The organism is Faecalibacterium sp. i21-0019-B1, from assembly GCF_042852915.1.
GTDB classification, from domain to species: Bacteria; Bacillota; Clostridia; order Oscillospirales; family Ruminococcaceae; genus Faecalibacterium; species Faecalibacterium taiwanense.
The window spans coordinates 1,954,007-1,978,249 of record NZ_AP031425.1 but is presented as its reverse complement, the minus strand read 5'-3'; the positions used below and the strand labels follow the sequence as shown (position 1 = coordinate 1,978,249).

The window sequence follows — 24,243 nt, the reverse complement described above, 5'->3', positions numbered from 1 at the left end:
CACTGCGCCAAACGACCCGGTGCACAGCAGGCAGCTTACGCAGGAATGTTTTATTGACTGAACATAGTATAGCATACTTCACAACGGAAAACAACTATAAGTTTGTAGAAAAACAAAATATTTCCGCGCATCCTGCAACAGTGACCCGAAACATGGTTGTTGCAAGAGCGAATCAGTTGTGTTCTGTATCAAAAACAGCCCACAGACGGCAAGGCCAAAGCCTCCCATCTGTGGGCTGTTCTGGTAAAATATGGTTCAATCGCCCAGTTCACGGATCTCGTTCTGAATCAGCCGCCCGGCCGCGCGGGCCAGTTGGTCCATGCCGCGGATACGGGCCATGTTTTTGCCGTAGATCTGTGCAGCGGCACCGGCAGAGCTGTCCTCACCCATGAACACAGCCGACACCCGGATGCCCATGCGCTGCAGCGCACGCACCTGCGCGGCAGTGTCAGCCACACCGGCAGCGTCCTCGTAACCGCAGCCCAGCGGGTTTTCTGCACTGGGCGGGATGCGGCGGCTGTCGTTGGGCGAAGCGTCCGTCAGCACGATGAGCAGATGCCGCGGCGCAGGACCGGGCGCATACTGCAAAAGGTCGCCTGCGGCCCGCAGAGCAAGGCCGTCACGGTTCCAGCCGGAAGCAAAATATCGGTTGATGTTTTGCAGGTTTTTGTCTGCAAAGCCTTTGAGCACCCGCAGTACGGTGTAGCCCCGCAGGCTGCTGAAGCTGGACACCCGCACCGGGATCCCGCAGGCCGCAAGGCTCTGGGCCAAAATGGATCCTTGAGCAGCGATCACTTCCTGACAGTGCAGGCGGGAAGCGGATGCGTCCAATAAAAGGTCTACCGTAAAAGAGGGCTGGTTCTCTTCCTCGGCACACAAAAACACCCGGTCATCGTTCAAAAGTGGTGCGCGCCAGATGCGCCCAGCGTTCAGGTTGCCGCTGCGGGCAACACGGGCGTTGGGCTGCTGGTGCACAAGGATGCAGTTGCGGATCTGCTCGGTAAGCCGCAGCACCACACTGCGGTGCAGTTCCCGATTTTTGGCGTAATAAGCGCGGTTGCGGTCGGCCTGCAGCTCAGCCTGTTCAGCCAGATGCTTTGCTTCCGGTGTGGGAGCCTGCTCCGGGCTGGGCACACCGGCGCTGAACCACAAATGGCATCCCAGGTGGTCGCCCACGCAAAGCTCCTGCTCAGCCTTGCGCAGCCGTTCCGGTGGGTAGAGAGAGCGGCCGAAGCAGCTTTCGATGTAGGCTCTGTCCTGCGCGGCATTCTGCTTCAGGGTGATGTGGGCCCTGCGCTTGTCCACCGCCAGCCCGCCGCCCACAGCATCCACGGAGTTTGAGTGTTCCACGGTCACGCGGTCCGTTTTGATCATCTGGGTGGGCATGGCTTTGGTGGCAAGCTTTGCCAGCAGGCCGTCCAGATGCAGATGCAAAGCTGCTCTCTGGTGCACAGTGCCGTCGAACAGGTTGAATTTTGCGTAGATCGATAAAATTTCGGCTTTCAGCTGTTCCGGCTCCGGCACATGCTCCGGGGCCAGCGCGGCGGCAAGGCCGGACTCGTAAGGGGTCATCACCGGGTCGGTGCGGCCCAGCACACGCCGCCAGCGTGCGGCCTGCATGGTGTAGACCAGCTGATTTTTTGCCATCCACTCCTGACGGGAGAGCTTGTATTGAATCGCAAAAAAGTAATCTGCATGGGCATGGCGCAGCGCTTCCAGAACCGGGCGGCGGGGCAGCTCCAGCCGATAGGCTGCATTTTCCAGATACAGCCATGTCATGTCGTCCAGCATGGTCTGCCGCAGATCACCGTCCCATGCATCAAAGATGCTGCGAATCAGCGCGTCACCGTAATATTTATGGATGAGGCCCACGACCGTGTTCATGTAAAAATCGGTGGTGCCGTCGGTATAGCGGGCCAGAAACAGCGGCTCAAAGCCATAGGCTCCTGCAGCAGCCCAGACCTGATTGGCCGCACGCCGCTCCTGCGCGGTGTAACTCTGGGCGTCCATCAGCCAAAGAGCTTGGCGGCATCCAGCTTGGCCGGAATGCGCGCCGCGATCACATCACGGATCAGGCCCTGCTCATAGGAGTCAAAGGCTTTGTTGGTGATGCCCATATCCAGTGCCGCGCCTGCCGGGATGCCGCGCCGGATCAGCCGCAGGGCATCCAGCATACCGCGCAGATCCAGCGCCTTGGTGGAAATTTCCGCACTGTCGCACTTTTTCTGCAGGTCAAGGAACAGCAGTGCAAACTGGCGCACATACTTGGAAGCAAGATCGGGGAACTGCGTCCGCAGCAGCTTTTCCAGATCGTCCTGCGTAATGGTGGGCATCTGGATGACCACGAAACGGGAGGTGAGGGCCTCGTTCAGCTCACGAGTGCCGGCATAACCGTAGTTCATGGTGGCAATAAAGCGGGTCTCCTCCGCCAGCGGGATGCGGTCGTAGCCGGGCACATCGATGGCGCGGCGGAAATCCAGCACCGCGTGCAGCACGGCCAGCGCTTCGTTTTTGGCCATGTTGATCTCATCCAGCACACCAAAGCCGCCGCACTGGGCGCAGCGGTATACCGGGCCGGGCCGGAACATCACCTGACCGTCCGCAAAAGTGTCCATGCCGATGAGGGATGCTGCATCCATGTTCACATGGAAGGAGATGTCCCACGCAGGACGGCCAAAGGCGGCAGCAAGGTTTTCGGCCAGCACGTTTTTGCCGGTGGCTTTTCCGCCTGCCAGCAGCAGGTTTTCACCGCAGAGCAGCGCCGCCAGCGCCTGCTCCCACACCTGTTTGCCGTAGTAGGTAAAGGCAGGGGAAGGGATGCGCGGGCGCAGTGCGTCCGGCAGGGCATGGGCAGCGCGGTACTGTTGGACTGCTTCCAGCAGGGCGGGGTCTACCCCTTCCTGCTGCAGAGTTTCAAGGAGATCAGACATTTGTACAAACACCTCGATTTTGCCGGTTGTCTGGCACAAACCGGCTGTTCAGCTTTATCATAGCACAATCGTGGGGATTTGTGTAGGGGGCACGTGGCGAAAAAATGGCAAAGAGAGGCGGCCCCAAACAGGGACCGCCTCTCTTCATGAAGAAAGAAGAAATGGAAAAACGCTTAAGTTGTGCCGGAAAACCGCGCTGGATCAGGTGTTATCCAGACCCGCCATCTGCTTGACGGCCTTCATGGCGAAGGTCAGGGTGCGGCCCATGGCTACACCGGCCATCAGGCAGGGATAGTTGTTGGCAAAAAAGCTGCCGGACATATCACCGGTGATGTACAGGCCCTCCATGGGCTGGTTGTTGTTGTCCAGCGCCTGACCCTTTTCGTTGATGGCAATGCCCTGCTCGGTGGTCAGCAGAGAGGCACCCAGCCAGCAGCCATAGAAGGGCGCGGTGCGGATGGCACTCAGGCGGTAAGCGGGCTTGCCGAAATCCTCATCGTTCTGCTTGTCGTACAGCTCATTGTAGCGCTCCACGGTAGCAAGGAAGGTGTCCTTGGCAGCACCGGTAAAGCCCATCTTGTCGGCCAGCTCGTCCAGCGTATCGCACTTGAACAATGCACCGGCCTCAATAGCCTCGTCCATCTTACCCTGAATGTACTTCTCGCCGCCGTTGCGGGTCTGGGCAGAGCAGCCGATGGTGTGGAAACGTTTTGCGTCCTCCAGAATGTTGGCATCGCAGATCTGTGCGTAGACGCGGCCCGGCTGGTGGGCGGCAGCGTAGACGATATCGTTGTAGGGGCAGCTCTCGTTGGCAAAGCGCTCGCCGTTGCGGTTCACCTTCAGGAAGGGCTGGGTACCGGGGTTGTACTGGCGGATCTTGCCGGGGAAGGCCTTGCCGCCAAAGGCAGTGTCGCTATCCACATAGCCGCCATCTACGCCGGGGGCAACAACGCCGCGGTCAAACAGCATGGGAGCGGCTTCCTTGTCCAGATTGGCACCGGCCCACACAGCAGCGCGGATGCCGTAGCCCTTGTCGGCGGGGGAGTAGGAGCAGGCGGTGGTCACGCTGGTGCCCAGCGGGTCCAGCTGCTCCATCATGTAGGGGTTGCCGGGGAAACCGCCGCAGGCCAGCAGCACGCCCTTGTTGGCGTTGTAGCGGATAAAGTGGTCATCTTCGGTGCTCTGGGCGATGATGCCGGTAATGCGGCCCTCGCTGTTCTTTTCCAGTTTGGCCAGACTGGTCTTGAAGTCCACATCGTAGCCCAGCTCCTGAATGTACTGCAGCAGCAGCTCGTTGCGGGCCAGACCAGATGCGCTTTCGCTGGCCATGTAGTTATGCTCCTGCACAGGGAAGAGGTAGTCGGTATTGTGCTCAGCATTCTCTGTGGGCCATGCAGCCTCGCTGCCGGAGGTGAAATCGCACACCCAGCCGTACTTATCTTCCAGAATGCTGCGCATGAAGTCGTGCATAGCGGCAGACTCATTGATCCAGGTCTTGACGACGCGCTGGTCACACTTACCGGAGGCGTAGCGGGAGATCTCGCTCAGCAGCTTGGCGCGGTCGGCGGGCTTTTCACCGGCCTCCTTGGCGGCAGCGGAGTCGATAGCGCCGTACCAGTGGCGGGTGTCCTGTACGTTGGCGTTCTGCTCGATAACACGGAAGTTCAGGCCGTTCGCAGCTGCATAGGCGGCAGCAAACATACCGCCGTTGCCTGCACCCACAATGAGGATGTCGGTGTCCACGGTCTCAGTGATGGCAGTCTCGTCGATATCAGGCTCTTTGCCCAGCCAGTCGTTTGCGTCGCCTGTGGGCAGCTGCACACTGGACACCACGGCCTCACCCTTTGCCTGTGCGTAGCAGCTCTTGGCAGCCTTCATCACGGCATCGGAGGTGATGGTAGAGCCGGAAACGCCGTCGATCTCGGCAGAACCGGCAGCCATCAGCTGCTCACGCAGCTCATCGGCAGCGGCAGCGCCGAAAGAAGCGGTCTCGCCGGAGGTGTCCACCACCACGTCGGTGACAGCGCTGTCGGAGAAGGTCATGGTGACCTTGACGGTGGAGGAGATGCCCTCGGCGGTGCCCTCGTAGGTGCCGGGAATGTACTGACCGGCGGCACCGGAGGCAGTGGAGCTGGAGGCGGAATTGCAGGCGGCCAGAGCACCGGCAGTGACACCGCTCATGGCGGCGGCAGCGGCGATCTTCAGAAAGCCTTTGCGGGAGATCTTATTCATAGGGATGCTCTCTTTCTCTTTTCTCTTCTTATCGTGCAGCAGGGTGAAAACCACTTTGCTGAATCTTTAACAATTGTAGCGTAGAGTGACGCACTTTACAATTCAATTATGTTATATTATAATTTAGGAAATCCTAATGTAAGAAAGCGAGGACGCGCAGATGAACCAGAGTGCACTGGAAGGATTTGTGAAAATCGTAGAGATGGACAGTTTTTCGGCAGCAGCAGAGGCACTGTATCTTTCGCAGTCGGCGCTTTCGCAGCAGATCCGCACGCTGGAGGGGCAGCTGCAGTTTGAACTGTTCCAGCATGTACCGCGCCGGGTGATCCTGACCCCGGCAGGCCGGGACTTTTACCCCAAGGCAAAACAGTTGACGGCCTTATATCAGGAGGCAGTGCGCCATGCCCGTGCGGTACAGCAGCAGGAAAATCCGCCGGAACGGCATCTGGTCATTGCATGGAGCCATGAGGCCATGCGGATGTTCGGGTACGACCTGTTTTCTCTGACGAACGAGCTGTGTCTGCAATACACGTCTATTATGATGCAGTGCGCCAGTCGCAGCGAGGTCTGGCGCAGTCTGAAAAAAGGGGACGCGGACCTTTCTTTCCAGTTGGAAAGTGCGGAATTTTACGCGCAGGGGTTCACTTTCATCCCGCTGCTTTATGTGCCGGAGCTGTGCATTCCCATCCACCCGCCCGCCGATATGCCGGTGGGCAGGCTGAGTCTGGAGCAGGCGCTGCAATACCGCTGGCTGCCCGTCAAAGAGATGTACCAGACCGTCTACGAGACCAGCCTGCTGCAGGAGGGGCTGGAGCGCGGAGTGAACTTTACGCCGGTGGGCGGCATCCGCAGCGCATCCTATGGGGATCCTGCGCTCAAGATGGTTCCTGCAGTCTATTACCGCAGACCGGATCTCAGCTTTGTGCGGGTACTGGACTGGGGCAGGGGACACCGGTTTGGCATCGTGCTGGGGAAAAAGCGCGGGGACCCGTTGGTGGTGGCCTATGTCCGCGCTTTGCAGCAGCTGCTGCCGTCCCTCTCGGAAAAGCTGTTCGGCCTGAAGCTGGAACCGGTGGAAGAATAAAGAAAAAAGAAAACCCTCTCAGGCGCATTCGCGCCAGCTCTCCCGAAGGGAGAACTCTATTGCAGCTGACCGGTAACTGCTGAAAAGCTCCCCCTCTCGGGGGAGCTGGCATCGCGTAGCGATGACTGAGAGGGTAAACAAATAGCACCTGCTGCCTTCGGAAAGGAAGGCGGCAGGTGCTATTTTTGTGCTTATACTGCGATGACGGGCAGCTTACTCCACCACGTCCTCGAACTGGCTGTTGTACAGATCGGCGTAGAAGCCGCCTGCTTCGATCAGCTGGTCGTGGGTGCCCTGCTCCGCAATATCGCCATCTCGCATTACAAGGATGAGGTCGGCATCCCGGATGGTGGAAAGACGGTGTGCGATCACAAAGCTGGTGCGGCCCTCCATCAGGCGGTCCATGGCGGTCTGGATGCGCTGCTCGGTACGGGTATCCACGCTGCTGGTGGCCTCGTCCAAAATCAGGATGCGGTTATCTGCCAGAATGGTGCGGGCGATGGTGAGCAGCTGCTTCTGGCCCTGACTCACGTTGGAAGCGTCTTCGTTCAGCTCCATCTGGTAGCCGCCGGGCAGGGTGCGGATGAAGTGGTCAGCGTTGGCAGCCTTGGCGGCGGCGATCACTTCTTCGTCGGTAGCATCCAGTCGGCCATAGCGGATGTTCTCCATGATGGTGCCCTTGAACAGCCATGTGTCCTGCAGCACCATGCCGAAGCCCTCGCGCAGAGCGCTGCGGTCAAAGTCACGCACATCGTGGCCATTCAGGGTGATGGAACCGGAATCCACATCATAGAAGCGCATGAGCAGCTTGACCATGGTAGTTTTGCCCGCGCCGGTAGGGCCGACGATAGCCACCTTCTGGCCGGGCTTGACCTCACAGCTGAAATCGCGGATGACGGTCTTGTCCGGGGTGTAGCCGAAGCGGACATGACTGAATGTCACCTGACCGTTGATGCAGCCGGGGTCGGCCCGGCGGGACGGGTCTGCCTGCTGATCCTCTTCCGGCTCGTTCAGAAATTCGAACGCCCGCTCAGCGGCAGCGGCCATGCTCTGCAGCATGTTGGACACCTGAGAAAGCTGCTGGATGGGCTGGGTGAAGTTCTTGACGTACTGGATGAAGGCCTGAATGTCACCGATGGTAATGGTGCCGTTTGCCGCAAAAATGCTGCCCACGATGGCCACTGCCACATAGCCCAGATTGCCTACAAAGTTCATAATGGGCATCATCAGGCCGGAGAGGAACTGGCTTTTCCACGCAGATTCATACAGCTTGTCGTTGGCGGCGTTGAAGTCGTTCAGCACCACGGCCTCGCGGTTGAAGGCTTTGACCACGTTGTGGCCGGAGTAGACTTCTTCCACCTGACCGTTTACAACGCCCAGGATGGCCTGCTGTGCCTTGAAGTATTTCTGGCTGAACTTGACCACGATGAGCACCAGCACCAGCGAGACCGGCAGGATCAGCAGGGCGATCAGGGTCATCTTCGGGCTGATGGACAGCATCATGACCAGCACGCCGATCATGGTGGTCACACTGGTGATGAGCTGGGTGATGCTCTGGTTCAGGCTCTGGCCCAGCGTGTCCACATCGTTGGTGATGCGGGACAGCACCTCGCCCACGGTGCGCTTTTCAAAGTAGGCAAGGGGCAGGCGGTTGATCTTTTCGCTGATCTGCTTGCGGAAGTCGTAGCAGACTTTCTGGGAAAGGCCGGTCATGAGCCAGCCCTGAATAAAGCTGAAGGCGCTGCTCAGCAGGTACATGCCCAGCAAAAACAGCAGGATGCGGCCGATATACACAAAGTCGATGCTGCCGGTGCCGCGCAGCTTGGCGATCCAGCCGGTGGCAAGAGCCGTGGTGGCCTTTGCCAGCACCTTGGGGCCTGCAATGTTGAAGATGGTAGAAAGAATGGCAAATACAATGGCGGTAACGAGCGAAAGGCGGTAGCGGCCAAGGGTGCGCACAAGCTGCAGCAGGGTGCCCTTGAAGTCCTTGGCGCGTTCGGTCGTCATGCGTCCGGGTCTTGGCATATCACTCACCCTCCTTTTCGGTATTCAGAGATTCGAGGTCCAGCTCCTTCTGGCTCAGCTGGCTGCGGGCGATCTCCTGATACTCCGGGCAGGAAGCCATCAGCTGGGCATGGGTGCCCTTGCCCACCAGACGGCCTTCGTCCAGCACCAGGATCTGGTTTGCGTGCAGCACAGTGGAGATGCGCTGTGCCACAATGATAACGGTAGCGTTATCGGTTTGGGCTTTCAGTGCACGGCGCAGGGCAACATCGGTCTTAAAGTCGAGGGCAGAAAAGCTGTCGTCGAACAGATAAATTTTGGGGTCCTTGGCAATGGCGCGTGCAATGGAAAGGCGCTGCTTCTGGCCGCCGGACACATTGGAGCCGCCCTGTGCAATGGGGCTTTGGTAGCCCTCGGGCTTTGCGTCGATGAACTCGGTGGCCTGCGCAATGGCAGCAGCCTTTTTCACATCGGCATCGGTGATGTGCTCCCCGCCGAACTTCAGGTTCGAGTCGATGGTGCCGCTGAACAGCACGCCCTTCTGGGGCACATAGCCCAGCAGGTCGTGCAGCTGTGCCTGCGGCATATTGCGCACATCGATGCCATCCACGGTCACGCTGCCGCCGGTGACATCATAAAAGCGGGGGATGAGGTTGAGCAGGGTAGATTTGCCGCAGCCGGTAGAGCCGATGATGGCGGTGGTTTCGCCGGGCTTTGCGGTAAAGCTGATGTGCTCCAGCGCATCGCTGTCCGCACCCGGGAAGCGGAAGCTCACATCGTGGAACTCTACCTCACCCTGCCAGTTTTCGTGCTCCTGCGCGGGCTTTGCAACAGCTTCGTCCGGGTCGTTGATGGTGGCTTTGGTGCGGATCACCTCGTCGATGCGCTCCGCAGCCACACCGGCGCGGGGCAGCATGACGGCCACCATGGCCAGCATCAGGAAGGACATGACGATCTGCATGGTGTAGGTGATGAATGCGATCATCTCGCCCACCTGCATGGTGCCGTTGTCCATGGCCTTGCCGCCGAACCAGACGATCAGCAGGCTGGTGCCGTTCATGATGAGGGTCATAAAGGGCATCATGGCAACCATGGCATGGTTGGTGAACAGCTGGGTGCTCATCAGGTCTTTGTTGGCCTTGTCGAAGCGCTCCTCCTCAAACTTTTCACGGCTGAAGGCACGCACCGGCATGATGCCGGTCAGAATCTCGCGGCTGACGAGGTTCAACCGGTCCACCAGCTTCTGCATGATCTTGAACTTGGGCATGGCCACACTCATCAGGAAGAGGATGAGCAACAGCAGAACGGCCACATCCAGCACGATGATCCAGGAAAGGCCGGTGCTGCTGTTCAGCACATGCAGCACGCCGCCAATGCCCAGAATGGGCGCATAGGCCACCATGCGCAGCAGCATGACGCAGACGAACTGCACCTGCTGGATGTCGTTGGTGGTGCGGGTGATGAGAGATGCGGTGGAAAAATTCTCGATCTCTGCATTGGAGAACCCGATGACGCTGGCAAAGGTCTCACGGCGCAGGTCACGGCCAATGGCGGCGGACACACGGGAGGCGAGGAAGCCCACCGCAATGGACACAGCCACCATCAGCAAAGTCAGGCCCAGCATCTGGCCGCCTACGCGGTAAAGGTAGCGCATCTGCACATCGTGGGCGATGCCCTGTGCCTCGTATTCCAGCTGCACCAGCAGCATGGACTGGCTTTTGAGGTTCTCCATCAGGGTATCATCCAGACTGGCAAAAGCACCGGCCAGCTGCTGCTGAACAGCTTCGCGGGTGAAGCCGGGCATCTGGCTCATAGCGGCAAACTGGGCGCATACGGTGTCCAGATCTTCGGCAGTGGGGGTGACGGTCTCGCTATCCGTGGTGGTGCTCTCAGAGGATGCCGCCTGCATGTCAGCAAGGCCGGTCATGCCCATGGTGTCCTGCCCGGCGGGGGCGTTCGCTGCCTGCGCGGCGGCCATATACAGCACGATGTCCGGCGTGGTGACGGCATCCTCCAGCGCGGTGCGCTCGTCATCGGTCAGGTCGGTGCGCAGCTTCAGCACGCCGTCGTCCTGAAGATAATACCCGTAGGCGTTCTGGAGCGCATGAGCGTCCTCTTCGCTCATCAAAAGCGTGAGGGCGTCCAGCGTGCTCTGGCGTATCGTTTCCGGCAGGGGGCTTTCAATGCCGCCCTGCTGGATGCCGGTGTCCACGATCCTGCTGGTGTAGTCCGGCAGCGAAAGATCGCAGTACGCCTGCACGAACAGCAGCGAGAACACCACAAGACAGACGGCCCAGTGCCGGGCCAGCTGCTTGAAAATTTTCGTCATAGTTCGGTTCTCCCTTCGTTGTTTTTTGCTTCACGGGAAGCGTTTTCCGCAAGAATGGCATCCATCAGTGCGCCGCGCAAAGTATTCATCTGCTGCACCTGCTCCGGTGTCAGCCGGGCCATCACGCAGGCAAAATAATCGCTGAGTGCATCCTCACACCGGGCACAGGCGGCGTAGCCCTCCGGCGTGATGCGCACCAGCGTTTTGCGCCGGTCAGCCGGGTCCGCTTCGCGCAGAACAAGGCCGTCCTGTTCCAGCTGGCGCAGGCTGCGGCTGATGGCCGGCAGCGGCTGGTGTGCCTCCCGGGCAAAATCGGAAACATACACCGCTCCGTTCTGCCCATGGGTACTGATCGTGTGAGCCAGACCCTCCAGCATGGGAAAGTGGCACTTGGGACAGCCCCGCAGAGCCGCCTTCATGCCGGCCCGGGACGCCTTGCTCAGCCGTCCAAAAAAATGGCACAGACCGTGAAAGCTCGCGGCGGCTTCGGTCTCGTTCAACATTCTATCCCTCCTCATTGCAAAATGCTTAACAGCTGTTAACTATTAACGCCTGACAATAATATTCCTCCGGCACCCAGAATGCAAGGGCAGTTTAGGATAATTTTAAAAAAGTTCACAAAAAGGGGAGGGCGGCAGAAAGCCTGAACCGCCCGGCAGCTGCATAAATAGAATAAGAAACGTTTCTGCGGGAGGGGCGGCGGCAGTGGAACAGAACCTGACAAGAATTTTTACACTTTTTGGCGGCTTGGCACTGTTTTTATACGGCATGGATGCGCTCAGCCACAGTCTGGAAACAGCGGCAGGCAGCCGCCTGAAAAGCCTGCTGGCCGCTGTGACCGGCAGCCCGATGCGGGGCGTGCTGGCGGGGGCTGCGGTCACGGCGGTGCTGCAAAGCAGCTCGGCAGTCACGGTAATGGTGCTGGGCTTTGTAAGTGCGGGCCTGCTGACCCTGCGGCAGGCGGTCCCGGTGATCTTTGGCTGCAACATCGGAACCACCGTTACCGCACAGCTGCTGGCCTTCCGGCTGGAAGATGTGCGCGGCCTTGTGCTGCTGGCCGGGCTGCTGCTCTGCTTTGTCTGTGCGGGGCGGAAGGCCCGGGCTATTGGCCGGGCGGTGTTCGCCTTTGGCCTGCTGTTCGAGGGCATTGCCGATATGGGCACTGCCATGGAACCGCTGGCGCAAAGCCCGGTGTTTGTGCACTGGCTGGGTCGGGTGCGGCAGCACCCATGGCTGGGGCTGCTGGCGGGGCTTGGCATGACCCTGACAGTGCAGAGCAGCTCGGCTACCATTGCCCTGCTGCAGAACTTTGCAGCCCGCCCCGGGCTGGACGGCAGCAGTCTGCTGGGTCTTGCGGGTGCGCTGCCAGTGCTGCTGGGCGATAATATCGGCACCACCATCACGGCAGTGCTGGCATCCTTGAGCGCAAGCCGGGACGCAAAGCGGGTGGCTGCGGCCCATGCAGTGTTCAATCTGACCGGCGCGGCGGTGTTCTGCGCCGGTCTGCCGTTGTATGTGCGGCTGACGGCTGCACTTTCGCCCAAAGGGCCGGAGCTTGCCGTGATCGCCCGGCAGATCGCGAATGCGCACACCTTGTTCAATGTGGCGTGCACGCTGGTGTGGCTGCCGCTGACCCCACTGATGGTGCGGTTTGTGTGCCGCCTTGTGCCGGACCGGGCAGTGCGGTAAGTTTTTACTGGACAAACATACCAATTGCGCATATACTGAAAGGGATGAAACCTACCGCGGAACAAAAAGGAAACATTGCTATGCGACAGAAAATCGGAAGAGTGTGTATGGTGCTGGGCGCGCTGCTGATCCTTGCGGCAGCAGCCCTGCTGGCCTATAACAAGTGGGATGCATCCCGTGCAGACAAGGCCTCGCAGGAGGTGCTGGGCGAGCTGGAGCAGACCCTGAACGCTGCCATTGAGGAAAAGGCAAAATCGGATACCGTGGCGCTGCAGCCGGAGCTGGACCCCACGCAGGAAATGACCGTGACCGAACTGAACGGCTGGGATTACATCGGCTATCTGTCCATTCCGTCCATCGGGCTGGAACTGCCGGTGATGAGCCAGTGGAGCTATGCGGGCCTGAAAATCGCACCGGGCCGTTACTCCGGTTCCACCTATGCGGATAACATGGTGGTCTGCGCCCACAACTATGCAAAGCATTTCAGCCCCATCAAGTGGCTGACCGAGGGCGCGCAGGTCTATTTTACGGATATGGACGGTATGCGCTGGACCTACGAGGTCTCTTATGTAGAAAACCTGCAGCCTACGCAAATTGAGGAAATGACCGAAAAGACGGAGGAGTCCGATGAATGGGATCTGACCCTCTTTACCTGTACCACCGGCGGCAGCGCCCGGTGCGCTGTACGGTGCGTGCGGACGGGCTACCCGGCGCTCACAACGGAGACCGCAGAATAAGATGCAAAAAATCCCCTGTGCACTGGCACAGGGGATTTTTCATATCCGGTATTCAGTGGGCGGTGCCCACCTTCACAGGGAATTACTTGCTCTGAATGTACTCGTCAATGGCCTTTGCAGCAGCCTTGCCTGCGCCCATGGCCTTGATGACGGTGGCTGCGCCGGTCACGGCATCGCCGCCGGCGTACACACCATCGCGGCTGGTCTTGCCGTCGTCGCCGTCGGTAACGATGCAGCCGTGCTTGTTGGTCTCCAGACCCGGGGTGGTGGAGCGGATCAGCGGGTTGGGGCTGGTGCCCAGGCTCATGATTACGGTGTCCACGTCCAGCTCGAACTCGCTGCCCTTCTTTTCGATGGGGCGGCGGCGGCCGGAAGCATCCGGCTCGCCCAGCTCCATCTCAATGCAGGTGATGGACTTGACAAAGCCCTCGTCGTTGGCGTGGATCTCCACAGGGTTGCACAGGGTCTTGAAGATGATGCCCTCTTCCTCGGCGTGCTCCACCTCTTCCTTACGGGCGGGCAGCTCAGCCATGCCGCGGCGGTAGACGATGTACACGGTCTCGGCACCCAGACGCAGGGCGCTGCGGGCAGCGTCCATAGCCACGTTGCCGCCGCCCACAACGGCGACCTTTTTGCCGGTGCGGATGGGGGTCTTGCTGGTGGGCAGATAAGCCTTCATCAGGTTGGAGCGGGTCAGGAACTCGTTGGCAGAGTAGACGCCCTTCAGGCTCTCGCCGGGGATGCCCATGAAGCGGGGCAGACCGGCACCGGAGCCTACGAACACGGCCTCGTAGCCGTACTCGTCCATCAGCTCGTCGATGGTGAGCACCTTGCCAATGACCATATTGCACTCAAAATCAACGCCCATCTTCTTCAGGCCGTCGATCTCCTGCTGCACGATGGCCTTGGGCAGACGGAACTCAGGGATGCCGTACATCAGCACGCCGCCGGCCACATGCAGGGCCTCGTAAACGGTGACCTTGTAGCCAAGCTTTGCCAGATCGCCTGCGGCGGTCAGGCCGGCAGGGCCTGCGCCGATGATGGCCACCTTATGGCCGTTCCATTCGGGCACGATGGGGGCGGTGTGCACATTCTCACGGTGCCAGTCGGCAACAAAGCGCTCCAGGCGGCCGATGCCCACCGGCTCGTTCTTGATGCCGCGGGTGCACTTGCCCTCGCACTGGCTCTCCTGCGGGCATACACGGCCGCAGACAGCGGGCAGGGAAGAGGAACGGTTGATCACCTGATAAGCGGCTTCAAAGTCGCCCTCGGCCACATGGCCGATGAACTCGGGGATATCGATGCCTACAGGGCAGCCGGTCTGGCAGGGTTTGTTCTTGCAGTGCACGCAGCGCTTTGCTTCGTTCACGGCCATTTCTTCGGTGTAGCCAAGTGCAACTTCCTTAAAGTTCTTGTTGCGCACATTGGGGTCCTGCGTGGGCATGGGGCACTTCTTCGGGTCCATATTGAAAGCCATCTTATTTTACCTCCTGATTGAGCAGATTGCATGCCGCTTCACGAGCGTGTGCCTCAAACGGGCGGTACATGGTGCCGCGGGCCATTGCCTCATCAAAATCCACCAGATCGCCGTCAAAGTCGGGGCCGTCCACGCAGGCGAACTTGGTCTCGCCGCCAACGGTCAGGCGGCAGCCGCCGCACATGCCGGTGCCGTCGATCATGATGGGGTTCATGGAAACAATGCTCTTCAGGCCATGCTTCTGGCAGGTCTTGACCACGAACTTCATCATGATCAGCGGGCCAATGGTGATGACCAGATCGTACTGGTTGCCGGCGGCCACCAGCTCGTCCAGTGCAGCGGTAACAACACCCTTGGTGCCATAGCTGCCGTCGTCGGTCATAATGCGCAGCTCGTCGCTGCAGGCTTTGAACTCGTCCTCAAGGATCAGCAGGTCCTTATTGCGGAAGCCCACCACGCTGTGCACCACACAGCCCTGCTCGTGCAGCTCACGGGCAATGGGCAGAGCGATGGCGCAGCCTACGCCGCCGCCCACGACACATACCTTCTTCAGGCCTTCCACCTCGGTGGCGCGGCCCAGCGGGCCTACAAAGTCGTGGACACTCTGGCCCACCTGCAGGCTGTTCAGCTCCATCGTGGTACCGCCCACGATCTGAAAAATGATATCCACAGTGCCCTTTTCGCGGTCGTAACCGGCCACGGTCAGGGGGATGCGCTCGCTGTCCTCAAACGGGCGCACAATGATAAACTGGCCCGGCTTTGCCTTTTTGGCGATCAGCGGGGCTTCAATGACCATCTTCGTCACGGTGGGATTCAGCGCGACTTTTTCAGTGATCTTATACATTGTGTTTGCTCCTTTATGCTGGCTTTTCCTATTTCTGCGCACGAAAACGCGCCTGTATGCCCTCAGCGGCATAACAGACGCAGCTCTTACAGGCGACAAAATGACACTTTCCATTATAATAGTTTACAAAAGGGAAAGCAAATCAATTTTCTTCGTGTATGTCGTGGCAAACTTGAATGATAACACAGGTAAAGCCCGCAAAAGTGAAGTCTTTTGAATACAGACAGGCGGGTTTCCAACTTTTTTGCAGAAAATGCAAATTTGTGGTTGACAATTTCCGGGCAGTACGGTATAATAATCAGCGTCGCCGGTAAACAGTCCGGCACAAACACGTGGAATGTGCGGCCGTAGCTCATCTGGTAGAGTGCCACCTTGCCAAGGTGGAGGTAGCGAGTTCGAGCCTCGTCGGCCGCTCCATTTTGTGGAAGTTTAGCTCAGCTGGGAGAGCATCTGCCTTACAAGCAGAGGGTCAGCGGTTCGAGCCCGTTAACTTCCACCATTTGGCCCGGTAGCTCAGTTGGTTAGAGCACCAGCCTGTCACGCTGGGGGTCGTCGGTTCGAGCCCGATCCGGGTCGCTCGTCGAAAGTCCTGCAGTTCATCGGGCGCTCTTGCAAGCAAGACTGCCGTGATGAACGCCAGACTTTCTCCTCTTCCCCACAAAATCTTGCTTCGCAAGCTTTCGCGGGGGCCCCGAAATTCGCGAGAATCGCTCGGGAGGGTGCAGGGATAATTGCACCGCTTATGCCTCTGTAGCTCAGTCGGTAGAGCAGGGGACTGAAAATCCCCGTGTCATTGGTTCGATTCCGATCGGAGGCACCAGCTAAGGAAATCCAGCAGGGTTTCCAATATGCGGCCGTAGCTCATCTGGTAGAGCGCCACCTTGCCAAGGTGGAGGTAGCGAGTTCGAGCCTCGTCGGCCGCTCCAATACGAAGCCATCGTTGATGCAGAAATGCAAAAACGATGGCTTTTTTGTTGTTTCCCGTTACGGCTCCTTCCTGTGAAAAAAGAAAAGCCGGAAAATCCGCAGATTTTTCGGCTTTTGCAAATATGAAAATAATGATTCCGCTGATATTGTCGGAGCGCGATCCGTGCGCGGAGACAATTTTAAATCGTTTCTTACAGGATCACATTTTTAATGAGCAGCGAAATGCTGCCGTCGTCGCTGTGCAGAAATTCCACCTCGTTGTCCGAGTTGAGCAGTTCGGTGGGAATCTTCACCTCAATGCCGTTGGCGGTGTGGATGCTGCGGCTCTCCATGCGGCGGATGCGCGCAGGGGTCACGGTCACGGGCTGCTCAGGCGCTTCCAGCACATCACTCTTTTCCACATAATCATCAAAGGGCACGGCGGCAAGGGGATATTCCTCTTCCAACTGCTGACGCACCTGCTGGATGGATACCTGATTGTCGTTGTCTGCGGCCTGATTGGCGATCAGCATCGCGACCTGAGCCTCTACGTGGGGCTGATCTGCGTAGTTTTCCTGCACGGCCTGCACGGCGGCTTCCTGAATGGCCTGCAGCTTTTTCTTTTCCGGCTGGGCGGTGGTGTACTGGAACACTACCGTGGAAAGGTAAAAATCCTTGTGGCCGTCGATGTCGAACTTTTTTTCCAGCAGCTTCATGGAGTAGTCGGTCAGATTGACAAGGGCACCTTCCTCCACCTTGCCGCTCTGGCTGGGCAGGCAGGCCCGCTGCTGTATGATGGAGTTCACCGGGGCACCCTCCACATTCTCGGTGTAGTGGGTGTAGCCGTTTTTGTAGTTCAGCTTCAGGATGCCCAGCCACGGCTCACCATCGCGGGTAAAATCCACCACGGCAAGGTCTGCCCCCGGAATGGTGGTGTGCGCGTGCATGTAGTCGAACAGAACGCCCGCGATGCGGCAGGAGAGGTCCACAAAATCGTGGTTGTGCTCCAGCTCGTTTTTAAAGGCGGAATCCGGCAGCGGGCGGCACTGGCGGATATCGTCGCTGGCAAGCAGCTTTTCGATGTGGTACTGGAAATAGGCGGTCTTTTCGGCGGTCATTTCCATGCCGCTGCCGCTGAGTACAGGCGCATCCATGGTGGTGTCCAGCACGTGCAGAATGGCCTGATGAATGATGATCTCCATGGGAGTTACCTCGTTTTTATAAGAATCTCTTTGGCATACAGTATAGCACAGCCCGGCCCAAAAGGCGAGAGCACATCTTGTAAACCGCCTGCAGGAATGCTACAATAAGGGCAGAAAACCACGCAGGAAAGGGGACAAAAACCATGGAATTCCGTGATAAGCCAATGGAAAACCTCATCCGCCTTCAGGAAAAGGACATCTGCAAAAATGCCCGCGCGCTGCTGCTGGACGGTGAGAGCATCGTGGGTGCCTACAAGACGGTGCGCGATCAGGTGATCTTTACCACCCACCGCATCATCATGGTGGATATGCAGGGCGTTACTGGAACCCGGCAGCAGATCTTTGTGCTGCCGTACCGCAAGGTGCTGCACTTCGGGATCCAGACGGCAGGCTTTGGCGACCCGGTGCAGGCATCGCAGCTGACCGTCTGCTTTGCGGACGCACACGAGGCAAAGTTCGGCTTTATCGGCCAGCAGGAACTGTTTGCGGTCGCCAACGCCATCAGCCGGTGCATCCTGTAAATAACTCCTTTAAAACAGCAGGCTCCCCGCCCGAGACCGGACAGGGAGCCTTTTGCTGTATATGAAATAGGAGAATGGCAGAATTAGCAGCGGCTTGTTTTGCGCACCAGCTGTTCGTGCATGAATACCATGAGCACCAGCAGTGCCAGCAGGTAAAAAGGGAACAGTGCCGGAGTGATGTTGTTTGCCAGCAGGCCGAACAGCGGCGGCATGGCCAGATTGCCCAAATAGGCGCTTGCCATCTGGATGCCGATGACCGCCTGCGATCTGTCCGCGCCGAAGTGTTCCGGCGTGGAGTGAATGATGCTGGGATAGATGGGCGCACAGCCCAGCCCCACCAGAACAAGACCGCTCAGGGCAAGGATCTGCGGCCCGGGCAGCAGCAGAGCCAGCACCCCTGCGGCCAGAATGCACTGACCCATGCGGATCATCTGCGTATCGTTGAATTTCAGGGTCAAAAAGCCGCAGGCGGCGCGCCCGGCAGTGATGCCGATGTAGAACAGGCTGGCAAAGCTGGCGGCAGTGCCGGCGGCAACGCCTTTCGTCAGTGTGAGGTAGCTGCTGGCCCATAGACCGGCCGTGGTCTCCAATGCACAGTAGCAGAAGAAGCACAGCATCACCTCTCTGGCACCCGGCAGACGGAATACCTGTCCAAGGCTCAACGCCTGCGTCGAAGCAGTTTCGGTGTCGGTGCCTGCAGTACGGCTCTGCCATAGCGGCAAACTGAAAAAGAGCACTGCGCTCAGCAGGATCTGAAACAGGGCAATGTACCGGTAGCCGGATGTCCACGGCCCGCCGCCTGCCAGCACCCGGCCCATGACCATGGGGCTGATCATGGTGCCGATGCCCCACATGCAGTGCAGCCAGCTCATGTGGCGGCTTTTATAATGTAAGGCAACATAGTTGTTCAGGGCCGCGTCCACGCTGCCTGCACCCAGCCCATAGGGCACGGCCCACAGGCAGAGCATCCAGAACTGTGTGGAGACCGAAAAGCCGAACAGCGCGGCAGCTGTCATGGCCACACTGAGGGCGGTCACTTTTCCGGTACCCAGCGCACGGGTGAGCCGGTCGCTGTTCAGGCTGGAAACAATGGTGCCAAAGGAGATGATCATGGAGATCAGCCCCGCATAGGACACCGGCACACCGAGCGCCGGATACATGGAGGGCCACGCCGACCCCAGCAGGGAATCCGGCAGGCCCAGACTGATGAACGAGATGTAAATGATCGGAAGCAGAAGCTGTACCATAAATCTTGAGTTCCTCCGGGAAGCGTGTTATACTTGCAATGCATCTTGTACTTTGCTAATGTAATAATATCACACATCAGGGCTGAATGTTAGGATAAAAACGCCCGATTGATACAACAAAACCGGCGCGGATGCGGATGCGCACCTTGACGGAAAGGAGATGGCTGATCGTGGCATTTCAGACCAGCTGTGCAGCAGCGGGCGGGCTCAACTGCCTGCCGGATGTTGTGGCGGATGACGAGGGCAGGGAACTGGTGCAGCACGGCAGCGCACTGTTTCCTATTGCCTGCTATGAAGAGGACCTCAAAAGCTACTCGGTAGCATGGCATTGGCATGAAGAGTTTGAATACATCCTTGCCGTAAAAGGCCCGCTGGCGGTGGACGTGAGCAAAGCCCGGCTGGTTTTGCAGACCGGGCAGGGCGTGTTTGTCAATTCCGGAGTGTTCCATGCGGTGGAGCAGGCTGAGACCGGGGATGCCCTGCTGCATTCCGGGGTATTCCATCCACGCCTGATCGGCGGCATGGATACCATCTTCTGGCAAAAGCTCGTACACCCGCTGCTTCAGCCGGGAGCACCGGCGTTCTTTCTGCTGGACGAGGCAGACGACGGGCAGAAGGCCGTGCTCTGCCATTTGCGGGAAGTCTGGGACGCAGTGGCCCAAGAGGTCTTTGACTATGAGAATCAGGCGCGGTACCATCTTTCGGCGGCGGTGCATCTGCTGGGAATGCAGTGCGAGGGTGGAAAAACAAAGGTCTCTCAGCAGGAGCAGATCGCGGCCCAGCGCATGAAACAGATGCTGCGTTTTGTGGAAGAGCATTATGCTGAGGAACTGAACGTGGAGCGCATTTCCGACTGCGTGGCCCTGAGTGAGAGCGCCTGCCTGCGCAGCTTCCGGCAGCTGCTGGGGATCACACCCATCCAGTATGTCAAGCAGTACCGCATTGAAAAGGCCGCCGAGCTGCTGCTTTCCACCAGCATGAAGATCGGCGAGATCGGTGCCGACTGCGGCTTTTCGGATACCAGCTACTTTACAAAGACCTTCCGGGAGATCAAGCACTGCACGCCCAGAGAGTACCGTCAGAAGTTTGCAGGAAGAGAGCAGTCTCTTTCAAGGCGGGACGGCGGCAGAGCCAGTGCACCGGCTGAAACAGCGGTATAAAAAGGAGAATCGGAAACAATGCAGCGTAGTTTGACCAAAGGCCCCATCACCGGCAGCATTTTGCTGTTTGCTCTGCCGCTGATGCTGGCCTATCTGCTTTCGGCCACGCCGATGGGCGTTACCGGCATCTGGCTCAGCGTGCCCGTCGGCTGGGCGCTGGCAGATGCCATTGGCATTGGATACTATTTAAAAAAGAAGCGGTGACGGCAGGGGGGAAAAGAAGATGGTCGACCATATCAGGATCCGCGGCGCGCGGGTGCACAACCTGAAAAACGTGAATGTGGATGTGCCGCTGGGCAAAATCGTGGGTGTGGCGGGCGTGTCCGGTTCGGGCAAGTCCAGCCTTGCGCTGGGCGTGCTTTACGCCGAAGGCTCCCGCCGGTATCTGGACGCACTTTCCACCTATACGCGCCGCCGCATGACGCAGGCGGCAAAGGCATCGGTGGACGAAGTGCTGTATGTTCCGGCTGCACTGGCACTGCATCAGCGGCCCGCTGTGCCGGGCATCCGCAGCACCTTTGGTACCGGCACGGAACTGCTGAACAGTCTGCGCCTGATGTTCTCCCGTCTTTCCAGCTATCCCTGCCCGCAGTGCGGCCACTGGCTGGAACCCAGCCTTGCCGTGGCGGCAGAAAAGCCGCTGCTCTGCCCGCAGTGCGGTGCCAGCGTGCGCGCGCTTTCCGCTGAAGAATTTGCCTTCAACAGTCAGGGTGCCTGCCGCACCTGCAGCGGTACCGGCATGGTGATGACCGTGGACGAGAGCACCCTTGTGCCGGACGATTCTCTTACGATCGACGAAGGTGCCGTGGCCCCGTGGAAGAGCCTGATGTGGTCGCTGATGGTGGATATCTGCCGGGAGATGGGCGTGCGCACCGATGTGCCCTTCCGCGACCTGACCGACCGGGAAAAGGATATCGTTTTCCATGGCCCGGCGGAGAAAAAGCACATTTTTTATCATAACAAAAATTCCAATCAGGCCGGGGAGCTGGATTTTACCTATTTCAATGCCACCTATACCGTGGAGAACGCCCTCTCCAAGGTCAAGGATGAAAAGGGCATGAAGCGGGTGGAAAAGTTCCTGCGGCAAGGCATCTGCCCGGACTGCGGCGGCACCCGGCTGTGTAATGCGGCTCGTACCCCAAAGCTGCGGGGCATCACGCTGGACAAGGCTTGTCAGATGACTCTTGTGCAGCTTACCGATTGGGTGGCGGGTGTGCCGGACAGTCTGCCGGAAGAGATGCGGCCCATGGCCCGCAATATCTGCGAATCCTTCCAGACGGCAGCGGCACGGCTGCTCTCGCTGGGCCTTGGCTACCTGACGCTGGACCGCTCCGCTTCCACTCTTTCCACCGGTGAGCGCCAGCGGATGCAGCTGGCCCGCGCGGTGCGCAACCGTACCACCGGTGTGCTCTATGTGCTGGACGAGCCGTCCATCGGCCTGCATCCTTCTAACATTGAAGGCCTGACCGATGTGATGCACGACCTTGTGACCGACGGCAACTCAGTGGTGCTGGTGGATCACGATACCCAAATTTTAAAGGAAGCTGACTGGCTGATTGAGATGGGGCCGGAAGCCGGTGCAAAGGGTGGACATGTGATCGCGCAGGGCAGCATTCCGGAAATTGAACAGAACGCGGCTTCTCAGATCGGCCCGTTTCTTGCAGGCAGGGCGGGGGTGAACGCCCGGCCTCATGTGCCGGAAAATGAGCTGTTTGCACAGGGCCGCATCCATCTGGCAACCTCGGCCATCCATACTGTGAAGCCGCTGGAACTGGAACTGCCCAAGGGGCGGTTGACCGTGGTTACGGGTGTGTCCGGCAGCGGCAAGACCACCCTGATTTTGGAAAGCCTGGTCCCGGCCTTGCAGGCAAAGGTGAACGGCACGGCCCTGCCAGCGCATGTGAAAAGCGTGGAGGCCGAGGAAATCGCACAGGTGAAGCTGATCGATGCAACGCCCATCGGTATCAATGTGCGCTCCACCGTGGCCACCTATGCCAATGTGCACGATGAGCTGCGCAAGCTGTTTGCCAAAACGCAGGATGCCAAAGACCACGGCTATAAGGCGGGCGATTTCTCCTACAACACCGGTAAGCTGCGGTGCCCCACCTGTGACGGCACCGGCGTCATCAGTTTGGATGTGCAGTTTTTGCCGGACGTAGAAGTGCCCTGCCCGGACTGCGGCGGTTCGCGTTACAGCCGGGAAGCGGCGGCAGTGAAGCTGCCCACGGCGAACGGCGAACCAGCCTCCATGGCCGACCTGATGGACATGGATGTGTCCACTGCATTGGAAGCCTGTGCGGACTGCAAACTTGTGCGCCAGCGCCTGCAGGTACTGAAAGAATTGGGCCTTGGCTACCTGACCCTTGGCGAGGAGACACCCAGCCTTTCCGGCGGCGAAGCCCAGCGGCTGAAGCTTGCCAGCGAGATGGGCAAGGGGCAGGCAGACAGTGTGTTCGTGTTCGATGAACCCACCATCGGCCTGCATCCGCTGGATGTACAGACCCTGCTGGGTGTGTTCCAGAAGCTGATCGGGAACGGTGCCACCGTGGTGGTCATTGAGCATGATCTGGATGTGATCCGCAATGCGGATTACCTTGTGGATATGGGGCCGGGCGGCGGCGATGCCGGCGGACGCATCGTGGCGGCAGGTACGCCGGAACAGGTAAGACAGAACCCGGAGAGCATCACCGGGCGGTATATCTGATAGAAAAAGCAACGCCCGCCGGGGAGACCCGGCGGGCGTTCTCTGTACGGCGATAAAACTTACCGCTTAATATCGTAGTTCATGTTCATCAGGTTGCGGATAGTGCTCACATCATCGGTGATGTTGGCATCGCCGTGGATGGTGTGCTTGATGGCGCTGCTTGCCACCGCAAAGTTGATCATGTCCATAGCCTTGTAATCGTGCAGCATGGCGTAGATCAGGCCGCTGGCGAAAGCATCGCCGCCGCCCACACGATCCAGAATATTGAAGGTGAACAGCTTGCTCTCGAAGGTGTGGCCGTCGTACCACATGAAGGCCTTCAGGCTGTTCTCGCTGCCGCTGTGCGCATAACGCACATGACGGGCAATGCACTTGAGGTTGGGATACCGCTCGATGAAGTGCTGGAAAATCTCGTCCTGCTGCTCATAGCTGGGCTGCAGAGGAACGCCGTCCTTCCAGTCGCCCTTGGAGTGGTCGCTCTCATCCTTCCACAGGTGGTACGGCTCAATGCCAAGCAGCACATCCACATAGGGCAGGCACTCGGTGCAGAAATCGCGGGCTTCTTCCCAGCTCCACAGGGTGGAGCGGAAATTGCCGTCGAAGCTGACGGTCAGGCCCTTGTTTTTGGCGACCTTGAGCATATCCAGAATGAGGGTGCGGCAGTTGGGTGCCAGTGCTGGGGTGATGCCGCTCAGGTGCAGCCAGTCGTAGCCGTCCAGCAAAGCATCCAGATCCACCTGCGAGAAATCGTACTCAGTAATGGCACTGTGCTTGCGGTCATAGATGACCTTGGACGGGCGGATGCCGTAGCCGGTCTCCAGATAATAAGTACCCAGACGGTTGGAAGGAGTCTCGTTCGGCTCGGTCAGGATCATAGGGGTGCAGTGCACGTCGTTGGAACGCAGCCAGCGCACGGCGCTCTTGCCCAGACTGTTGTTGGGCACCACGCTGAAGAAGGTGCTGTCCACACCAAGGTTAGCCAGTGCCAGTGCAATGTTGGCCTCGCTGCCGCCGTAGCTGGCCTCAAAGCCGGATGCCATACGGATCTTCTCGTAGTTCGGCGGGGTCAGGCGCAGCATGATCTCACCGCAGGTGATGAATTTCTGGCCGGTGGTATCGTTGCCAAGGATCGGGTTAAAATGTTCCATAACGCTCCTCCTGATATTTACAGCTCATC

General features: G+C 58.9%; 18 protein-coding genes and 5 tRNA genes. 12 read left to right on the top strand and 11 right to left on the bottom strand.

Annotated features, from left to right (window positions below; translation table 11 throughout):
* Positions 1–255: 255 nt before the first annotated feature.
* The 3 genes from ACGHP1_RS09870 to ACGHP1_RS09860 all read right to left on the bottom strand — a co-directional run bounded on the left by ACGHP1_RS09870 (position 256) and on the right by ACGHP1_RS09860 (position 5,162).
* Positions 256–2,010: a hypothetical protein gene (locus tag ACGHP1_RS09870; protein ID WP_390509246.1), complete on the bottom strand. Its 1,755-nt coding sequence runs from the start codon at positions 2,008–2,010 to the stop codon at positions 256–258.
* Complete coding sequence (locus ACGHP1_RS09865) at positions 2,010–2,930, bottom strand: AAA family ATPase (RefSeq protein ID WP_390509244.1); 921 nt, start codon at positions 2,928–2,930, stop codon at positions 2,010–2,012. The genes ACGHP1_RS09870 and ACGHP1_RS09865 overlap by 1 nt, the downstream gene beginning before the upstream one ends.
* Before the next feature lie 201 nt (positions 2,931–3,131).
* Positions 3,132–5,162, bottom strand: coding sequence for an FAD-binding protein (locus tag ACGHP1_RS09860; protein WP_390509242.1), 2,031 nt, complete (start codon positions 5,160–5,162; stop codon positions 3,132–3,134).
* Between the two features lie 160 nt (positions 5,163–5,322).
* On the opposite strand from ACGHP1_RS09860, the gene ACGHP1_RS09855 reads away from it, so the two are divergent.
* Positions 5,323–6,246 carry a LysR family transcriptional regulator gene (locus ACGHP1_RS09855; protein WP_390509240.1) on the top strand — a complete coding sequence of 308 codons (924 nt, stop codon included), beginning with the start codon at positions 5,323–5,325 and terminating at the stop codon, positions 6,244–6,246.
* Between the two features lie 213 nt (positions 6,247–6,459).
* Here ACGHP1_RS09855 and ACGHP1_RS09850 read toward each other — a convergent pair whose 3' ends face one another.
* Genes ACGHP1_RS09850 through ACGHP1_RS09840 form a run of 3 tightly spaced genes read right to left on the bottom strand, consistent with a single transcriptional unit; the run spans position 6,460 to position 11,082 of the window.
* A complete protein-coding gene (locus ACGHP1_RS09850) occupies positions 6,460–8,271 on the bottom strand; it encodes an ABC transporter ATP-binding protein (RefSeq protein WP_390509238.1) in 1,812 nt (603 codons plus the stop codon).
* Position 8,272: 1 nt separating this feature from the next.
* Positions 8,273–10,579, bottom strand: coding sequence for an ABC transporter ATP-binding protein (locus ACGHP1_RS09845; protein ID WP_390509236.1), 2,307 nt, complete (start codon positions 10,577–10,579; stop codon positions 8,273–8,275).
* Positions 10,576–11,082 (bottom strand): MarR family winged helix-turn-helix transcriptional regulator, encoded by a 507-nt coding sequence (locus ACGHP1_RS09840; protein WP_194173936.1) that lies wholly within the window; start codon positions 11,080–11,082, stop codon positions 10,576–10,578. Before ACGHP1_RS09840 ends, ACGHP1_RS09845 begins: the two co-directional genes overlap by 4 nt.
* A 202-nt stretch (positions 11,083–11,284) precedes the next feature.
* Between ACGHP1_RS09840 and ACGHP1_RS09835 the strand changes: the two genes are divergently transcribed.
* On the top strand, positions 11,285–12,268 hold the full coding sequence (locus tag ACGHP1_RS09835; RefSeq protein WP_390509232.1) for a Na/Pi cotransporter family protein: 984 nt from the start codon (positions 11,285–11,287) through the stop codon (positions 12,266–12,268).
* Between the two features lie 80 nt (positions 12,269–12,348).
* Positions 12,349–13,005, top strand: a complete 657-nt coding sequence (locus ACGHP1_RS09830) for a sortase (RefSeq protein ID WP_097775336.1) — start codon at positions 12,349–12,351, stop codon at positions 13,003–13,005.
* Positions 13,006–13,087: 82 nt separating this feature from the next.
* On the opposite strand, the gene gltA is transcribed toward ACGHP1_RS09830, so the two are convergent.
* The gene (gene gltA, locus ACGHP1_RS09825; protein ID WP_005945766.1) at positions 13,088–14,482 is read right to left on the bottom strand and encodes an NADPH-dependent glutamate synthase; all 1,395 of its coding nucleotides are present in this window, start codon (positions 14,480–14,482) and stop codon (positions 13,088–13,090) included.
* A 1-nt stretch (position 14,483) separates the two neighbouring features.
* Positions 14,484–15,326: a sulfide/dihydroorotate dehydrogenase-like FAD/NAD-binding protein gene (locus tag ACGHP1_RS09820; protein WP_044954207.1), complete on the bottom strand. Its 843-nt coding sequence runs from the start codon at positions 15,324–15,326 to the stop codon at positions 14,484–14,486.
* A 341-nt stretch (positions 15,327–15,667) separates the two neighbouring features.
* On the opposite strand from ACGHP1_RS09820, the gene ACGHP1_RS09815 reads away from it, so the two are divergent.
* The 5 genes from ACGHP1_RS09815 to ACGHP1_RS09795 all read left to right on the top strand — a co-directional run bounded on the left by ACGHP1_RS09815 (position 15,668) and on the right by ACGHP1_RS09795 (position 16,252).
* A tRNA-Gly gene (locus ACGHP1_RS09815) sits at positions 15,668–15,743 on the top strand.
* Between the two features lie 6 nt (positions 15,744–15,749).
* Positions 15,750–15,825, top strand: a tRNA-Val gene (locus tag ACGHP1_RS09810).
* 3 nt (positions 15,826–15,828) lie between these two features.
* Positions 15,829–15,902 (top strand) — tRNA-Asp (locus tag ACGHP1_RS09805).
* Between the two features lie 168 nt (positions 15,903–16,070).
* Positions 16,071–16,146, top strand: a tRNA-Phe gene (locus ACGHP1_RS09800).
* Positions 16,147–16,176: 30 nt separating this feature from the next.
* Positions 16,177–16,252: transfer RNA gene (locus ACGHP1_RS09795), tRNA-Gly, on the top strand.
* 192 nt (positions 16,253–16,444) lie between these two features.
* On the opposite strand, the gene ACGHP1_RS09790 is transcribed toward ACGHP1_RS09795, so the two are convergent.
* Complete coding sequence (locus tag ACGHP1_RS09790) at positions 16,445–17,434, bottom strand: nucleoid-associated protein (RefSeq protein WP_005945773.1); 990 nt, start codon at positions 17,432–17,434, stop codon at positions 16,445–16,447.
* Positions 17,435–17,577: 143 nt separating this feature from the next.
* Here ACGHP1_RS09790 and ACGHP1_RS09785 point away from each other — a divergent pair, with 143 nt between their 5' ends.
* Positions 17,578–17,955, top strand: coding sequence for a PH domain-containing protein (locus ACGHP1_RS09785; RefSeq protein ID WP_097775338.1), 378 nt, complete (start codon positions 17,578–17,580; stop codon positions 17,953–17,955).
* An 83-nt stretch (positions 17,956–18,038) separates the two neighbouring features.
* On the opposite strand, the gene ACGHP1_RS09780 is transcribed toward ACGHP1_RS09785, so the two are convergent.
* Positions 18,039–19,202, bottom strand: a complete 1,164-nt coding sequence (locus tag ACGHP1_RS09780; protein ID WP_337679817.1) for an MFS transporter — start codon at positions 19,200–19,202, stop codon at positions 18,039–18,041.
* A 170-nt stretch (positions 19,203–19,372) separates the two neighbouring features.
* On the opposite strand from ACGHP1_RS09780, the gene ACGHP1_RS09775 reads away from it, so the two are divergent.
* From ACGHP1_RS09775 to ACGHP1_RS09765, 3 genes are read left to right on the top strand one after another with little or no spacing between them, the layout of a single operon-like run.
* Positions 19,373–20,362, top strand: coding sequence for a helix-turn-helix domain-containing protein (locus tag ACGHP1_RS09775; RefSeq protein ID WP_390509227.1), 990 nt, complete (start codon positions 19,373–19,375; stop codon positions 20,360–20,362).
* Positions 20,363–20,380: 18 nt separating this feature from the next.
* On the top strand, positions 20,381–20,566 hold the full coding sequence (locus tag ACGHP1_RS09770; protein ID WP_371290749.1) for a hypothetical protein: 186 nt from the start codon (positions 20,381–20,383) through the stop codon (positions 20,564–20,566).
* A 19-nt stretch (positions 20,567–20,585) separates the two neighbouring features.
* Positions 20,586–23,066: an excinuclease ABC subunit UvrA gene (locus ACGHP1_RS09765; RefSeq protein ID WP_390509225.1), complete on the top strand. Its 2,481-nt coding sequence runs from the start codon at positions 20,586–20,588 to the stop codon at positions 23,064–23,066.
* A gap of 59 nt (positions 23,067–23,125) precedes the next feature.
* Here the strand turns inward: ACGHP1_RS09765 and ACGHP1_RS09760 are convergent, their stop codons facing one another.
* Positions 23,126–24,214, bottom strand: a complete 1,089-nt coding sequence (locus ACGHP1_RS09760; RefSeq protein WP_349935242.1) for a sugar kinase — start codon at positions 24,212–24,214, stop codon at positions 23,126–23,128.
* Positions 24,215–24,243: the final 29 nt, after the last annotated feature.

Excerpts from the sequence above, each read along its gene's own strand:
- ACGHP1_RS09870 (WP_390509246.1), bottom strand. The coding sequence starts at position 2,010 with ATGGACGCCCAGAGTTACACCGCGCAGGAGCGGCGTGCGGCCAATCAG.
- ACGHP1_RS09865 (WP_390509244.1), bottom strand. The coding sequence starts at position 2,930 with ATGTCTGATCTCCTTGAAACTCTGCAGCAGGAAGGGGTAGACCCCGCC.
- ACGHP1_RS09860 (WP_390509242.1), bottom strand. The coding sequence starts at position 5,162 with ATGAATAAGATCTCCCGCAAAGGCTTTCTGAAGATCGCCGCTGCCGCC.
- ACGHP1_RS09855 (WP_390509240.1), top strand. The coding sequence starts at position 5,323 with ATGAACCAGAGTGCACTGGAAGGATTTGTGAAAATCGTAGAGATGGAC.
- ACGHP1_RS09850 (WP_390509238.1), bottom strand. The coding sequence starts at position 8,271 with ATGCCAAGACCCGGACGCATGACGACCGAACGCGCCAAGGACTTCAAG.
- ACGHP1_RS09845 (WP_390509236.1), bottom strand. The coding sequence starts at position 10,579 with ATGACGAAAATTTTCAAGCAGCTGGCCCGGCACTGGGCCGTCTGTCTT.
- ACGHP1_RS09840 (WP_194173936.1), bottom strand. The coding sequence starts at position 11,082 with ATGTTGAACGAGACCGAAGCCGCCGCGAGCTTTCACGGTCTGTGCCAT.
- ACGHP1_RS09830 (WP_097775336.1), top strand. The coding sequence starts at position 12,349 with ATGCGACAGAAAATCGGAAGAGTGTGTATGGTGCTGGGCGCGCTGCTG.
- gltA (WP_005945766.1), bottom strand. The coding sequence starts at position 14,482 with ATGGCTTTCAATATGGACCCGAAGAAGTGCCCCATGCCCACGCAGGAC.
- ACGHP1_RS09820 (WP_044954207.1), bottom strand. The coding sequence starts at position 15,326 with ATGTATAAGATCACTGAAAAAGTCGCGCTGAATCCCACCGTGACGAAG.
- ACGHP1_RS09790 (WP_005945773.1), bottom strand. The coding sequence starts at position 17,434 with ATGGAGATCATCATTCATCAGGCCATTCTGCACGTGCTGGACACCACC.
- ACGHP1_RS09785 (WP_097775338.1), top strand. The coding sequence starts at position 17,578 with ATGGAATTCCGTGATAAGCCAATGGAAAACCTCATCCGCCTTCAGGAA.
- ACGHP1_RS09780 (WP_337679817.1), bottom strand. The coding sequence starts at position 19,202 with ATGGTACAGCTTCTGCTTCCGATCATTTACATCTCGTTCATCAGTCTG.
- ACGHP1_RS09770 (WP_371290749.1), top strand. The coding sequence starts at position 20,381 with ATGCAGCGTAGTTTGACCAAAGGCCCCATCACCGGCAGCATTTTGCTG.
- ACGHP1_RS09765 (WP_390509225.1), top strand. The coding sequence starts at position 20,586 with ATGGTCGACCATATCAGGATCCGCGGCGCGCGGGTGCACAACCTGAAA.
- ACGHP1_RS09760 (WP_349935242.1), bottom strand. The coding sequence starts at position 24,214 with ATGGAACATTTTAACCCGATCCTTGGCAACGATACCACCGGCCAGAAA.